Origin of the sequence: Micromonospora globbae, from assembly GCF_036184225.1 — a bacterium.
Classification (GTDB): Bacteria; Actinomycetota; Actinomycetes; order Mycobacteriales; family Micromonosporaceae; genus Micromonospora; species Micromonospora globbae.
Genome location: NZ_CP108084.1, coordinates 6,819,668 through 6,833,178 on the forward strand (window position 1 = coordinate 6,819,668; position 13,511 = coordinate 6,833,178).

Genomic DNA, 13,511 nt, shown 5'->3' on the forward strand with positions numbered 1-13,511 from the left:
GAAACCTACGGAGGTAGCCCGCACCGTGGCCCAGTTCATCTACGTCCTGGAAAAGGCGCGCAAGGCGCACGGCGACAAGGTCGTGCTGGACAACGTGACGCTGAACTTCCTGCCGGGGGCCAAGATCGGTGTGGTCGGGCCGAACGGCGCCGGTAAGTCCAGCCTCCTCAAGATCATGGCAGGGCTGGACCGGCCGAGCAACGGCGAGGCCCGACTGATGCCCGGCTACACCGTCGGCCTGCTGGCCCAGGAACCGCCGCTCAACGACGCCAAGACCGTCCTCGGCAACGTCGAGGAGGCGGTGGCCGAGACCAAGGCCAAGCTGGAGCGGTTCAACAAGATCGCCGAGCAGATGGCGACCGACTACTCCGACCAGCTCATGGAGGAGATGGGCCGGCTCCAGGAGGAGCTGGACAACGCCGACGCGTGGGACATCGACTCGAAGCTCGAACTGGCCATGGACGCGCTGCGCTGCCCGCCGCCGGACGCCGACGTGACGACGCTCTCCGGTGGTGAGCGTCGCCGGGTCGCGCTCTGCAAGCTCCTGCTGGAGGCGCCCGACCTGCTCCTGCTCGACGAGCCCACCAACCACCTGGACGCGGAGAGCGTGCAGTGGCTGGAGCAGCACCTGGCCAAGTACGCCGGCACCGTCATCGCCATCACCCACGACCGGTACTTCCTCGACAACGTGGCCAACTGGATCCTCGAGCTGGACCGCGGCCGCACCTACCCGTACGAGGGCAACTACTCCACCTACCTGGAGAAGAAGGCCGCGCGGATGGCGGTCGAGGGGCGCCGCGACGCCAAGATGAAGAAGCGCCTCGCCGAGGAGCTGGAGTGGGTGCGCTCCAACGCCAAGGCCCGGCAGACCAAGTCCAAGGCCCGTCTCGACCGGTACGACGAGATGGCCGCCGAGGCGGAGAAGACCCGCAAGCTGGACTTCGAGGAGATCCAGATCCCGCCGGGCCCCCGCCTGGGCAACACGGTCATCGAGGTCAAGAACCTCACCAAGGCGTTCGGTGACCGGGTGCTGATCGACAACCTGTCGTTCTCGCTGCCGCGCAACGGCATCGTGGGCATCATCGGTCCGAACGGCGTCGGCAAGACGACCCTGTTCAAGACGATCGTCGGGCTGGAGCAGCCGACCAGCGGCGAGGTGCGCATCGGCGAGACCGTGTCGCTGTCGTACGTCGACCAGAACCGGCAGGGTCTGGCCGGCGACCGGACCGTCTGGGAGACGGTCTCCGACGGGCTGGACCACCTCATGGTCGGCAAGGTCGAGATGCCGTCGCGCGCCTACATCGCGGCGTTCGGCTTCAAGGGACCGGACCAGCAGAAGCCGACCAAGGTGCTCTCCGGCGGCGAGCGGAACCGGCTCAACCTGGCGCTGACCCTGAAGATCGGCGGCAACGTGATCCTGCTCGACGAGCCGACCAACGACCTGGACGTGGAGACCCTCGGCAGCCTGGAGAACGCGCTGCTCGAGTTCCCCGGCTGCGCCGTGGTCATCTCCCACGACCGGATGTTCCTGGACCGGGTCGCCACCCACATCCTCGCGTGGGAGGGCGACGACCAGAACCCGGCGAAGTGGTTCTGGTTCGAGGGCAACTTCGAGGCGTACGAGAAGAACAAGGTCGAGCGGCTCGGCGCCGAGGCGGCCCGCCCGCACCGGGTGACGTACCGCAAGCTGACCCGTGACTGAGGACGGCCGACCGGTACCGCGCCATGAGTGACCGTTTCGTGTACCACTGCACGCTGCGGTGGTCGGACCTGGACGCCTACGGTCACGTCAACAACTCGCGCTTCCTCACCCTCTACGAGGAGGCGCGGGTGGCGATGATGTTCGCGGGCGCCCGGGCGTGGGGGGTCGACTCGTTCGCCGAGGGTGTCGTGATCCGCCGGCACGAGGTCGACTACCTGCGCCCGGTCGACTACTCCCTCGACCGGGCCACCGCCGAGGCCGCGCCCACGGTGCGGATCGAGCTGTGGGTGGAGGAGATCCGGGCGTCGCGCTTCACCGTGGCGTACGAGCTGTACGACGGCGAGGTGCTGGCCGGGCGGGCCCGTTCCGTGCTCGTGCCGTTCGACCTGGGTCGGCAGGTGCCCCGGCGGATCACCGAGCGGGAGCGGGAGTTCCTGCTGAACTACGCCCCCTCGGGCGGGCCCGCGTGACCCGCCCGGGGGGCTCGACCGGCGTCCCCGGCCGGACCGGTCCCGGCGGGGGTTCGTCGACCGGCCCCGGCCGGGCCGGTCCCGGTGGCCGCCCGACTCTGCCCGAGCAGCCGGGCGGGGGCGCGGCGCCGGCCGGCGGCCACGGGATCGTCGGGGTGGCCGACGCGGGTGCCTTCCTCGCCCGGCTGGTCCGCCTGGACCCGGCCGCGCCGGTCCGGTTCCGCCCGGCCGGGCCGGACCGGACCGCGCTCTGGGCCCGGCTGCCGTGGCGCGTGCTCGTGGTGCGGACGGTGGCGGGGGCCGGCCCGGGTGACGCGGCGGTCGCGGCGGGGGAACTCCTCGCCGAGCTGGAACGCTCCGGTGCCGCCCTGCCGCCGCGCCGGGACGCGCTGTGGCGCTGGCCGCTGCCACCGGCCGCGAGCCGGCCCGTGGAGACGCTGCCCGCGGACGACATGTGGCGGATCGCCCGGGCGGCGGCGGGCACGCTGCGCGTCGCGAGCGAGCAGGGTGTGGCCGGGCGGGCCGTGGGGCAGCGGGCGCTGCGCGACGCCCTGCTCGACCACGTGGCCGTGCTGGTGACGCCCGAGGATCCGCCCGGTCCTCCGGTGGAGGTGCCCCAGCGGCTCGTCCAGGGTCTGGTCCGGATGGGCTTCCTGGGCTCGCCGGACGCGGCCCGGCCGGCGGCCGACGTGCAGGTGCGCGTCGTCGGTCGATGGGTCGGTCTCGTGGGACCGTACGGAGCGGCCTGGTTGCAGAAGGGCACCGATCTTGCCCTGACGCCGATCGCGCCTCATCCGAACGGATGACCACCGGTCATCCTTCCGGTTTGGGGCGGCCGTTGGGGGGATGCTTCAACCCGGCTGTCCGGGTACCGTCCATCCTCGGATCCAACGCACGGTAGGCGGCTGGATCCGCTGGGGAGTGAGGTGCGCGTGCGATGCCGTGGTGGTCATGGCGCCCCGGTCCCGCCAACGGCGGCGACCCGGAAACTCGAAGCGGGATCACAGTGGAGGGCACCGTCCGGGTCGGAGCGCCGACCCCGCGCAAGCCGGGAGACGACTGCACGGGCAACGAGCGGCCCGTCCTCGCCGAGATGCCGGCCACCGTCGCGCCGGTCACCCTGAGCCGGGTCTGCGACGCGCTCGACCTGCTCGACGTCCGCTACCTGGCCGACGGCGACGGCAACCTCCTGGCCATGTGGGAGCGGCACGCCGTACTGGTCACCCTCGAGGGCCCCGAGGACGAGATCCTGGTCATGCGGGCCCGTCCACACGCGACGGTGCCGCCGGACTGGGCCGACCGGGCCTACCGGGTGGTCAACGAGTGGAACCACACCCGCCGGTTCTGCAAGGCGTACGTCGGCGACCCCACCGAGCGCGGGCAGTTGCCGATCTACGCCGAGCTCCAGGTGCCGCTGGGCGCCGGGACGCACGACGCGCTCCTGGTGGAGATGCTCGACTGCGGCGCGGCCGTGGCCACGAGCTTCGTCGACTGGCTGCACGACGAGGGCGCCCTGCTCTGAACCTCCGGCGTGGGGCCCGGCCCGTCAGGCCGGGTCCTCCATGACGTTGACCATGAAGTACGCGGCCCGCTCCAGGTAGTCCCACAGCACCGTGGCGTGCTCCTGCGGCAGGTCGAGCCGGTCGACGGCCCGGCGCATGTGGCGCAGCCAGGCGTCGCGCTCGGCCGCGCCGATCCGGAACGGAGCGTGCCGCATCCGCAGCCGCGGGTGCCCCCGCTGGGCCGAGTACGTGTTCGGGCCGCCCCAGTACTGCATGAGGAAGAGCGTGAGCCGGTCGGCCGCCGGGCCGAGATCCTCCTCCGGGTACATCGGCCGCAGCAGCGGGTCGGTGGCGACACCGGCGTAGAACTCGTCCACCAGCTTCCGGAAGGTGGGCTCGCCTCCGATCGCCTCGAAGAGGGTCTTCGTCGGCCGGGAAGTGTCGGATTCGCCTGCGGGATTCACCGTTCCATCCTGCCAGGCGCCCCCGTGGGTGGCGGTAGGCAGGAGACCCGCTTCGCTGTGCGGCCGGTCACGAGGTCCGTCGGAGCGCGCCGAGGGCGTGGGGGAGCGCTCAGCTGACCGCGTGCCGTGGCCGTCCGTCGCGGGACGGGCCGCCGACCGGATCGGCGGCCGGGCCGGGGTCGTCGCCCACGCCGGCTTGGGCGGGACGGGCGGCCGCGGCCACGGCCGCGGCGATCGTCTCCCGACTCGGCCAGCTCAGGCTCACCAGCAGCATCAGCAGGACGCCCGCGATGCTCCACAGGCCGACGACGGACGGGATGGCGAAGCGGTCGGCGAGGACCCCGGTGATCAGTACGGCGGCGCCCTGGATCACCTGGATCCCGGTGGCCATCACGCCGAAGGCCCGAGCCCGGAAGGCGTCCGGCAGGGCCTGGACGAAGAGGCCGTTCGCCGTCGGGATCATGCCCGCCACGGCGAAGCCGCAGGCGGCCGCGAGCAGCGCCACCACCAGTGGCGACGGGTCGAGCAGGGCCGGCACGAGGGTGAGCGGGGCGAGCACGGCCAGCGGCCGCATGAGGGCCAGCCGGCGGGCCGGGCCGAACGCGCGGCCGATCAGCAACCCGCCGAGGATGAAACCGACCGGGTTGGCGGCCATGATGATCGCCTGCGCGACGCCCGTGTCGAGATCGTCACCGGCGCTGGTCTTGGCCCAGCCCGCCGCGAGCCCCTCCGGCACGATCGAGAAGAGCATGGCGCTGAACACCAGCACGGCGATCGCCCGCAGCACGGGGGCCCCGAACACGAACCGGACCCCTTCGGCGGTCTCCCGCAGCAGTCGGGTGCGGTGGGCCTCGCTGAGCGCCGGTGGCCGCTCGTGCACGCCGAAGCGGACCAGCACGGCCGAGACGCCGAACGTCGCGGCGTTGATCAGCAGCGCGATCACCGGGTTGAAGCCGCCGATCGCTCCGCCCAGCAGGTAGCCGACGACCTGGGCGGCCTGGCCGGCGCTGGCGTTGAGCGACAGCCCGAGGACCAGCCGGTCACCGGTGAGGATGTGCGGCAGCAGCGCCGACTTGGCCGCCTGGCTCGGCGGGTTGGCCAGCGTGGCGAGGAAGAGGAGCGCCAGCAGGACCGGCACCGGCAGGCTGGGGATGGCGATGAGCAGCATCAGCACCATCCGGATGAGGTCGCACGCGACCATCACCCGCCGGTAGGGGTGCCGCTCCGCGAGGGCGGCGAGCAGCGGCCCGCCGACGAGCCACGGCAGGTAACTGACCGCGAAGGCGGTGGCGGAGAGGGCGACCGAGCTGGTCTCCTGGTAGACGAGCAGGGTGACGGCCGCCTTGGCGAGGTAGTCGCCGACCCAGGAGAGCGCGCCAGCCGCGAAGACGGCCCCGAACTCCCGCTGGGCGAAGACCTCGCGGAAGGTTGCCGGCCCTTCCGGAGAGGGTCGCTCGTCGGACACCGTCGCCTCCATCGTTCCCCAGGGCGGGCCACTGATGGCGGCGCCAGCCCGGGAACTCTCGTCAGATCTGCGGATCAGCGAGGACGCAGCACGCTTCTGGCGGGAACGCGTGCCCCGGATTCTGCCCGATCGTCTGACAACTGGCTAGGGCGAACGGATAGATCGTCGCATCTCCGACTGAACGAACGGACGATACCTGAGGGGCCGCGCGGCTCGCGACCCCTCGATCCTCGGTCAGCCCCGGTGTCAGGTCGCGCCGCTCTGTCCCGTCCCGCCGTCGGCCGGCGGCCGGGCCGGCGCCACGGGGTAGAGGCGGGCGGCGGCGATCTGCGCGGTGATCCCGGAGTTCTCCAGCGCCTCGGCGAGGCGGCGGCGCAGTTCCCGGCCGACCGCGAACTGCCCCTCGGCGGTCGTCTTCACCACCGTCCGGATCACCGCGCCGTCCACGGTCATCTGCTCGACGCCCAGCACCTCCGGCGCCTCGACGATCTCCGACGACAGGTCCGGGTCGACGGCCACGGATGCCGCCGCCGTCCGCAGCACGGCCGTCGCCTCCTCCGTGGGCGCGAAGCCGATGGGCAGGTCGACGACGACCAGCGCCCAGCCCTGGCTCTTGTTGCCGACCCGGACGATCTCGCCGTTGCGGATGTACCAGAGGACGCCGCGCCCGTCCCGGACCGTGGTCACCCGCAGTCCGACCGCCTCGACCACACCGGTCGCCTCGCCCAGGTCGACGGTGTCGCCGACGCCGTACTGGTCCTCGATGAGCATGAACAGGCCGGCGAGCAGGTCCTTGACGAGGCTCTGCGCGCCGAAGCCCAGCGCCACGCCGGCGATCCCGGCGCTCGCCAGCAGCGGCGCCAGGTCGAAGCTGAACTCGCGCAGGACCATCAGCAGCGCGATGCCGAACACGAACGCGGTGGTGAGGCTCCGCAGCACCGACCCGATCGCCTCGGCCCGCTGCCGGCGCCGTTCGGGGACGAACTCACCGGGCTCGGTGGCGGCGGTCGGGATCCGCTCCCGCAGCGGCCGGAGCATGGTGGGCACCCCGGCGTCGCTCGTCGTACGCACGAGCCGGTTGATCGTACGGTGTACGGCCCACCTCGCGACCACGGCGAGCAGCAGGATCAGCGCGACCCGCAGCGGCTTGACGAGGATCCAGTAGCTGCCCTCGGCGAACCAGACCGAACCGGTGAGCTTCCAGACGGCGTTGCAGACCGCTTCGTTCAGGCAGTCCGGGCTGGGGCTGTCGCCCTGTCCGGGGGCGGCCGCGAGGAGCGTCAGAGCGGAGGCAGTCACCCTGTCTTCGTACCGCAACGGGCCGGGCGGGCCGCCGCCGACCCACCGCCGGGTGACGCGACGGCGGTGCGGCCCTGGCCGGAGGGTGAACGCGCGGGGCGAAACCGGTCATCTTGTCACGGTCGGAAATCGCTTCACGAGGGACCCCGGATTAGTACGTGCAATCGCGGGTCCGATCAGGGACGATTGGCGCAACGGACGTCGGTGATCCGGCCGGCGTCGACCCTGGTGGCCGTCGTGCCCCGATCTGGGTCGGCGGCGCGCGAGGTGGCCGCTGAACCGGGAGGGTGAGCGCGATGCCTGACATACGACCCACGGTGGGCTCCGGTGCGCTGGTCCTGAATGCCACCTACGAGCCGCTGTGTGTCGTGTCCGTGCGTCGTGCCGCGATCCTCGTCCTGTCCGCCAAGGCCGTCTGCGTCGCCGACGGCGACGGCATCCTGCACAGCGCCCGGGAGGCCCTTCCGGTGCCCTCGGTGGTCCGCCTGACCCGCTACGTCCGAGTGCCCTACCGCACCCACGTGGGCCTCTCCCGTCGGGCCGTCTTCGCCCGGGACGGGTGGCGCTGCGCCTACTGCCGCGGCCCGGCCGAGACGATCGACCACGTGTTCCCCCGCAGCCGGGGCGGCCGGCACGCCTGGGAGAACGTGGTGGCGGCGTGCGCCCGCTGCAACCACACGAAGGGCGACAAGACCCCGGCCGAGATGGGCTGGCGCCTGCACTCGCTGCCCGCCGCCCCGAAGGGGACGGCCTGGCGGGTGCTCGGCCACCGGACGCCGGACCCGCGCTGGGCCGACTGGCTCGACCTGCGCGAGCCCGAGGCCGCCTGACCCCGGCCCGCTCACGTCCGGCGGGCCTTCACGAGGGACGCGAACACCACCACGTTGTCCGCGTAGCCGGTCTCCCCGCCGACCCAGCGTCCGCCACAGGTGATGAGGCGCAGGTTGGGCCGGCTGAAGTCGCCGAAGACCTCGTCCACCGGCAGCTCGTCCTTGTCGAACCGGTGCAGCGAGTTCACCTCGAAGACCGCCACCGTGCCGTCCTGCCGGGTCACCTCCACCCGGTCGCCGGCGCGCAGCTCCTTGAGCTGGTGGAAGACCGCGGGCCCGGTCGTCGTGTCCACGTGCCCGACGATCACCGCCGGCCCGTACTGGCCGGGCGTGGGGCCCTGGTCGTACCAGCCGGCCTCCTGCGCCCGGGCCGCGTCCGGCACCCCGATGCTGCCGTCCGGCGCGATGCCCACGTTGTGCACCGGCGCGCGCAGGTCGATGGTCTGGATCGTGAGTTCCACCGGCTCGCTGGCCGGCAGCACCGGGAACTTCTTCGGCGGTGGCCGCAGGCCGGCGCCGAGCTGGTCCGGCAGGACGTCGAGCCCCGTCACGCGCTCGACGCCGAGCATCGCGACGATCAGCACCATGAGCGAGGCGACGAAGAGGACCGGCAGGCCGGGGCCGGCGCCCGCCCGGCGGCGGACGACGCGCTGCTGCCGCCGTGCCGGCAGGGGCGGCGCCTTCGGGTCGGTCGTGGCGACGCTCGCCGACATCGCGTGGTGGGCCACCCGACCCAACCGGCGCGAGGTGGACGCCGCCCACCGGCCGGACGCCCGCAGCGCGGTCCGGGTGGCCGCGCGGACTCGGCCCGGATCCGGCCGCCTCCGACGTGCGGTTGCGCGGGCCATGGCGCTCCCGGATCAGGAACCGGCCCCGGTCCGCCGGCGGCCGCCCGCCAGGCCGAGGGCCACCGCGGCGCCCGCCGCGGCCAGCCCGCCGATCAGCAGCATCCTGCCGGTGCCGCCCATCGCGGTGCCCCCGCCGCCGGTCGCCGGCCCCTTGCTGGGCTGGGCCATGTTCAGCACGGTGAGCGTCGTGGACGCCGTGTTGTTGTTCGGGCAGCGCAGGTTGACCGGGTAGTCGCCGGGCTCCTTGTTGGCCGGCACGGTCACGGAGCCGGTCAGGAAGCCGTTGTCGGGTCGTACGGTGACGCGCCCGAACGCGTCCGACTCGACCTGCGCCTGCCGATTGTTGTTGTTGTCGCAGCTGGCGCGGATGTTGACCCGGCTGCCGGCCTGGACGCTGTTGGGCGTCACCTCGACGAAGACGTTCTCACCCGCCCGGGCCGGCGCGGCACCGACCAGGACGAACGCCACGAACAGCGCAACGGCGCCGAGCATCCGCACGATGGTCGACGGGGCGGAAAGCGCGCCACCGTCCGGTCGCAGACCCCGCATGATCCTCCCTCCCGGCACCGGTGCACCGGTCCTGCTGGGGCGACCCGCGGTGCTTTCCCCCTGGTCTGCCGGCTAACCCGGCGCGCCCGTCGGGCGGGAGCCCCCGGCCGGCGCCCCGCGCCGCCCGCCGTACCGCGCCACGCCGACCGGCGCCGGGTCAGCGACGCCGGGCGGTGTCCGGTCCGGCGGGCGGCAGCGGGGTGACCGGGTGCCAGTCCAGGGGAGTGGAGAGGACCATGGTGCTGGAGGGCTGGCCGTACGGGGCGAGACGGTCGATGACCCGCTCGAACGCGTCGATCGAGCCGGCCGCGACCTTCAACATGCTGCACGCGTCCCCGGTGATCCGGTGGATCTCCAGGATCTCCGGCCAGCCGGCCACGTCCGGGTCGTAGAGGATGCAGCGGGAGCCGTAGCAGGACATCCGGATCAGGGCCACGACGCTGCGACCGGCCCGGCTCAGGTCGACGTGGGCGTGGTAGCCCGTGATCACCCCCGACTCCTCCAGCCGGCGTACGCGCTCCGCGACGGCCGGCGGCGAGAGGTGCACCCGGCGCGACAGCTCGCTGAAGGAGAGGCGGGCGTCGGCCTGCAACTCGCGCAGCAGGGCCCAGTCCATGTCGTCCATGAGCAGACCTTACTTTCCTGAACCGGAATCGCCTTCATGGCTTCCGATCGGTAGGTCGATGCCGGCCAGTCCCGTTGATCGGGCATTCCGCCGGGCGATCCGCCCGCGACATCATGACGTGATCCGGCTCATGGAGGAGACGACGGTGGAACAGACGGAGCTGCGGGGCCGCACCGTGACCGCGGCGCTACGTCCGGTCACGCCCAAGCAGCGGGAGGCGAAGGCGGCGCGCACCGGCGGCGAACCCACCCTGGAGTTCGACGGCCGAACGCCCTACGACGTGTACGTGAACGCCAGCACGTTGCACCGGCTGCAGCAGCCGATCAGCGACGACCCGGGCGAGATGTCCTTCCTGATGGTCAGCCAGATCATGGAGCTGTACTTCGGGCTGACCCGCTACGAGCTGTTGCAGGCCCAGCGGATGCTGCGCGCCGACCGGGTGTGGGACGCCCTCGCGCCGCTGCGCCGCGCCGGCCTGCACCTCGAGGCGCTCAACGCCGCGTGGCGGGGGCTGCGCTGGATGACTCCCGCCGACTTCAACCGCTTCCGCGACCTGCTCGGCGAGGCGTCCGGCTTCCAGTCCGCCATGTACCGCCAGCTCGAGTTCCTGCTCGGCCTCCGCGACCCGGCGCTGATCCGGCCGTTCCGCCGCCAGCCGGACGTCTACGCGGAGCTGCGCGAGACGCTCGCCGCGCCGAGCCTGTGGGACGACGTGATCGCCCTGCTCGCCCGGCACGGCTTCGACATCCCCGCCGACCTGCTCGACCGGGACGTCTCGGTCGAGCACGAGGCCCACCCGCGGGTGGAGGCGGCCTGGGTGCGCATCTACGCCGACGACGGCCCGGAGAACCAGCTCCGGCTGCTCGGCGAGGCCCTCACCGAGGTGGCCGAGCAGTTCGGCGACTGGCGCTGGGAGCATGTCAAGGCGGTGCAGCGGACCATGGGGGCCAAGGTCGGCAGCGGCGGCTCCGCCGGACTGGCGTGGCTGCAACGCAGCATGGCCCGGGTCGTCTTCCCCGAGCTGTGGTCGGCCCGCACCAGCATGTGACCCGGAAGCGAGACAACTGCATGAACGCCCCTCACCCCCCACCCCACGGGCTCGACGAGGCCCAGGCGCTCCGGCTGGACGCCGAGGACCCCGGGCACCGGGACCTGTTCCACGTGCCGCCGGCTGACGGCGGCCGCTATCCCGACGCCGCGTACCTGGCCGGCAACTCGCTCGGGCTGCAACCACGGGCCACCCGCGACGAACTCCTCGCCGACCTGGACGCCTGGCGCCGGCTCGGCGTCGAGGGGCACCTCGAGGCGGAGCGGCCCTGGCTGCCGTATCACGAGCTGCTGACCGGGCCCGCCGCGCGACTGGTCGGCGCACTGCCGTCGGAGACCGTGGTGATGAACTCGCTCACGGTCAACCTGCACCTGCTGATGGTCAGCTTCTACCGCCCGTCCGGCCGGCGTACCCGGATCGTCATCGAGGACAGCGCCTTCCCCTCGGACAGCTACGCGGTTCGCAGCCAGGCCCGCTTCCACGGCCTCGACCCCGACGAGACGGTGGTCCGGCTGCGTCCCCGGCCGGGCGAGGACACGCTGCGCACCGAGGACGTGACCGGCTACCTCGCCGCGGAGGGCGACCGGGTGGCCCTCGTGCTGCTCGGCGGCGTCAACTACCTCACCGGCGAGCTGATGGACATCCCGGCCGTCACGGCGGCGGGCCGGGCGGCCGGCGCCGTCGTCGGCTGGGACCTCGCCCACGCCGTGGGCAACGTGCCGCTGGCGCTGCACGACTGGGACGTGGACTTCGCCGCCTGGTGCTCCTACAAGTACCTGAACTCCGGGCCCGGCGCGCTGGCCGGCGTGTTCGTCCACGAGCGGCACCTCGGCGACCCGTCCCTGCCCCGCTTCGAGGGCTGGTGGAGCACCGAGGCGGCCACCCGGTTCGAGATGACGCCGGTGTCCCGGCCGCCCGCCACAGTGGAGGCCTGGCAGATCTCCAACCCGCCGATCTTCGCGATGGGGCCGGTCCGTACGTCGTTGGAGCTGTTCGACCGGATCGGCATGCCGGCGCTGCGGGAGCGGAGCCTGCGCCTCACCGGCTACCTGGAGCGGCTGCTCGACGAGGTGACCGCCGACCGGCCGCTGACCGTCGTCACCCCGCGCGACCCGCAGCGGCGCGGCTGCCAGCTCTCGGTGCGCATCGGCGCCGGCAGCGCGGCCGAGCTCACCAAGCGCCTGCGCCACGAGCACGGGGTGATCGCCGACGCGCGGGAGCCGGACATCGTGCGGTTCGCCCCGGTGCCGCTCTACTCGACGTACCACGACTGCTGGCGGGCGGCGGACGCGCTGGCCGCGACGGTGGCGGTGGCGCGGTGAGCGCGACGAGCGGGCCGCGACCCGCGCGGACGGAAGGCGGAGCGGGGCGATGAGCACCGGACGTGACGAGATTGCGGTGGTCGGCGCGGGACTGGCCGGTTGCCTGCTGGCCTGCTTCCTGGCCCGCCGCGGCTACCGGGTGGCGCTGTACGAGCGGCGGCCGGACCCGCGCACCGGGCGGGTCGAGCGGGGCCGCTCGATCAACCTGGCGCTGTCCGAGCGTGGCCTCGACGCGCTGCGCCGGATCGGCCTCGACGAGCAGGTGATGGCCGACGCGCTGCCGATGCGCGGCCGGATGATCCACCCGGTGGCCGGCGAGCCGCAGTTCCAGTCGTACAGCGCGACGGGCGACCGGGCGATCAACTCGATCAGCCGGGGCGCCCTGAACAACGCGCTGCTCGACGCGGCCACCGCGCTGCCGGGCGTGCGGATCGCCTTCGACCACCGGCTGGTCGGGCTCGACCCGGCCAGCGGCGAGATGACGTTCGAGACCCCGCAGGGCAAGGTGACCGCGTCCGCGCCGGTGGTCCTGGGCGCCGACGGGGCCGGGTCGGCCGTACGCGGGCAGCTGCTCGCGCACGGGCTGCTCACCGAGAGCCTGGACTTCCTCGACTACGGCTACAAGGAACTCACCATCCCGCCGCTGGGCGGCGACTTCGCGCTGGAGCCGGACGCGCTGCACATCTGGCCGCGCGGCACCTCGATGATGATCGCGCTGCCCAACCCGGACCGGTCCTTCACCTGCACGCTCTTCTGGCCGACGCACGGGACCGCGGCGTTCGCGTCGCTGGGCAGCCCGGCGGCGATCGAGCGGCACTTCGCCGAGCAGTACCCGGACCTGATCCCGCTCGCGCCGAACCTGGTCGACGACTACCAGCACAACCCCGTCGGGGTGCTCGGTACGGTCCGCTGCGCTCCCTGGCAGGCGAACGGGGTCGTGGGCCTGCTCGGCGACGCGGCCCACGCCATCGTGCCGTTCTACGGCCAGGGCGCGAACTGCGCCTTCGAGGACGTGGTCGAGCTGGACCGCTGCCTCGACGACTGCGACGACGACTGGGCGGCCGCGCTGCCGCTGTTCGAGCGGCGGCGGCAGGAGAACGTCGAGGCCATCGCCCAGATGGCCCTGGCGAACTTCGTGGAGATGCGGGACAAGGTGGCCTCGCCGCTGTTCCAGCTCGGCCGCCGGGTGGAGCACGCGCTGGAGCGGGCGCTGCCCGGCCGGTACGTTTCCCGGTACGAACTGGTGTCCTTCTCCACCACGCCGTACGCCGAGGTGGTCCGCCGGGTCCGCCGGCAGCACCAGGTGCTCGGTGCCGTCGCCGCGGGCGCGGCGGCGCTGCTGGCCGGCGCGGTCGGCACGGTGCTCAGCCGAGGGAGGCGTCGATGA

At 73.0% G+C, this 13,511-nt stretch carries 14 protein-coding genes; 8 read left to right on the plus strand and 6 right to left on the minus strand.

Translation table 11 applies throughout. From position 1 onward, the window contains the following. Positions 1-25: 25 nt before the first annotated feature. The 4 genes from ettA to OG994_RS31275 all read left to right on the plus strand — a co-directional run bounded on the left by ettA (position 26) and on the right by OG994_RS31275 (position 3,694). Positions 26-1,702 (plus strand): energy-dependent translational throttle protein EttA, encoded by a 1,677-nt coding sequence (gene ettA, locus OG994_RS31260; protein WP_120331735.1) that lies wholly within the window; start codon positions 26-28, stop codon positions 1,700-1,702. A 23-nt stretch (positions 1,703-1,725) separates the two neighbouring features. After that, complete coding sequence (locus OG994_RS31265; protein WP_120331736.1) at positions 1,726-2,172, plus strand: acyl-CoA thioesterase; 447 nt, start codon at positions 1,726-1,728, stop codon at positions 2,170-2,172. A gap of 98 nt (positions 2,173-2,270) precedes the next feature. After that, positions 2,271-2,978 carry a serine/threonine-protein kinase gene (locus tag OG994_RS31270; RefSeq protein WP_328853843.1) on the plus strand — a complete coding sequence of 236 codons (708 nt, stop codon included), beginning with the start codon at positions 2,271-2,273 and terminating at the stop codon, positions 2,976-2,978. 131 nt (positions 2,979-3,109) lie between these two features. Then, on the plus strand, positions 3,110-3,694 hold the full coding sequence (locus OG994_RS31275) for a type III secretion system chaperone family protein (protein WP_120331737.1): 585 nt from the start codon (positions 3,110-3,112) through the stop codon (positions 3,692-3,694). Between the two features lie 24 nt (positions 3,695-3,718). Here OG994_RS31275 and OG994_RS31280 read toward each other — a convergent pair whose 3' ends face one another. The 3 genes from OG994_RS31280 to OG994_RS31290 all read right to left on the minus strand — a co-directional run bounded on the left by OG994_RS31280 (position 3,719) and on the right by OG994_RS31290 (position 6,920). Then, entirely contained in the window at positions 3,719-4,138 is a 420-nt protein-coding gene (locus OG994_RS31280; RefSeq protein WP_120331738.1) for a globin, read from the minus strand. A gap of 109 nt (positions 4,139-4,247) precedes the next feature. Then, a complete protein-coding gene (locus OG994_RS31285) occupies positions 4,248-5,615 on the minus strand; it encodes an MFS transporter (protein WP_328851802.1) in 1,368 nt (455 codons plus the stop codon). A gap of 234 nt (positions 5,616-5,849) precedes the next feature. Beyond that, a complete protein-coding gene (locus tag OG994_RS31290; RefSeq protein ID WP_120331740.1) occupies positions 5,850-6,920 on the minus strand; it encodes a mechanosensitive ion channel family protein in 1,071 nt (356 codons plus the stop codon). A gap of 278 nt (positions 6,921-7,198) precedes the next feature. Here OG994_RS31290 and OG994_RS31295 point away from each other — a divergent pair, with 278 nt between their 5' ends. Next, positions 7,199-7,732 carry an HNH endonuclease gene (locus OG994_RS31295; RefSeq protein ID WP_120331741.1) on the plus strand — a complete coding sequence of 178 codons (534 nt, stop codon included), beginning with the start codon at positions 7,199-7,201 and terminating at the stop codon, positions 7,730-7,732. A gap of 11 nt (positions 7,733-7,743) precedes the next feature. Here the strand turns inward: OG994_RS31295 and OG994_RS31300 are convergent, their stop codons facing one another. The 3 genes from OG994_RS31300 to OG994_RS31310 all read right to left on the minus strand — a co-directional run bounded on the left by OG994_RS31300 (position 7,744) and on the right by OG994_RS31310 (position 9,754). Beyond that, positions 7,744-8,580: a class F sortase gene (locus OG994_RS31300; RefSeq protein ID WP_328851803.1), complete on the minus strand. Its 837-nt coding sequence runs from the start codon at positions 8,578-8,580 to the stop codon at positions 7,744-7,746. Between the two features lie 12 nt (positions 8,581-8,592). Further along, positions 8,593-9,072, minus strand: coding sequence for a hypothetical protein (locus OG994_RS31305; RefSeq protein WP_120331771.1), 480 nt, complete (start codon positions 9,070-9,072; stop codon positions 8,593-8,595). A gap of 214 nt (positions 9,073-9,286) precedes the next feature. Further along, complete coding sequence (locus tag OG994_RS31310; RefSeq protein WP_328851804.1) at positions 9,287-9,754, minus strand: Lrp/AsnC family transcriptional regulator; 468 nt, start codon at positions 9,752-9,754, stop codon at positions 9,287-9,289. Positions 9,755-9,899: 145 nt separating this feature from the next. On the opposite strand from OG994_RS31310, the gene OG994_RS31315 reads away from it, so the two are divergent. Genes OG994_RS31315 through OG994_RS31325 form a run of 3 tightly spaced genes read left to right on the plus strand, consistent with a single transcriptional unit; the run spans position 9,900 to position 13,511 of the window. Then, positions 9,900-10,802 carry a tryptophan 2,3-dioxygenase gene (locus OG994_RS31315; RefSeq protein ID WP_120331772.1) on the plus strand — a complete coding sequence of 301 codons (903 nt, stop codon included), beginning with the start codon at positions 9,900-9,902 and terminating at the stop codon, positions 10,800-10,802. Positions 10,803-10,822: 20 nt separating this feature from the next. Further along, positions 10,823-12,124, plus strand: a complete 1,302-nt coding sequence (gene kynU / locus OG994_RS31320) for a kynureninase (RefSeq protein ID WP_328851805.1) — start codon at positions 10,823-10,825, stop codon at positions 12,122-12,124. Between the two features lie 49 nt (positions 12,125-12,173). Further along, the gene (locus OG994_RS31325) at positions 12,174-13,511 is read left to right on the plus strand and encodes an FAD-dependent oxidoreductase (protein WP_328851806.1); all 1,338 of its coding nucleotides are present in this window, start codon (positions 12,174-12,176) and stop codon (positions 13,509-13,511) included.

Bases quoted from the DNA above. Each gene is read 5' to 3' on its own strand.
- OG994_RS31310 (WP_328851804.1), bottom strand. From the start codon at position 9,754: ATGGACGACATGGACTGGGCCCTGCTGCGCGAGTTGCAGGCCGACGCC.
- OG994_RS31265 (WP_120331736.1), top strand. From the start codon at position 1,726: ATGAGTGACCGTTTCGTGTACCACTGCACGCTGCGGTGGTCGGACCTG.
- OG994_RS31295 (WP_120331741.1), top strand. From the start codon at position 7,199: ATGCCTGACATACGACCCACGGTGGGCTCCGGTGCGCTGGTCCTGAAT.
- kynU (WP_328851805.1), top strand. From the start codon at position 10,823: ATGAACGCCCCTCACCCCCCACCCCACGGGCTCGACGAGGCCCAGGCG.
- OG994_RS31275 (WP_120331737.1), top strand. From the start codon at position 3,110: ATGCCGTGGTGGTCATGGCGCCCCGGTCCCGCCAACGGCGGCGACCCG.
- OG994_RS31300 (WP_328851803.1), bottom strand. From the start codon at position 8,580: ATGGCCCGCGCAACCGCACGTCGGAGGCGGCCGGATCCGGGCCGAGTC.
- OG994_RS31325 (WP_328851806.1), top strand. From the start codon at position 12,174: ATGAGCACCGGACGTGACGAGATTGCGGTGGTCGGCGCGGGACTGGCC.
- OG994_RS31285 (WP_328851802.1), bottom strand. From the start codon at position 5,615: ATGGAGGCGACGGTGTCCGACGAGCGACCCTCTCCGGAAGGGCCGGCA.
- OG994_RS31305 (WP_120331771.1), bottom strand. From the start codon at position 9,072: ATGCTCGGCGCCGTTGCGCTGTTCGTGGCGTTCGTCCTGGTCGGTGCC.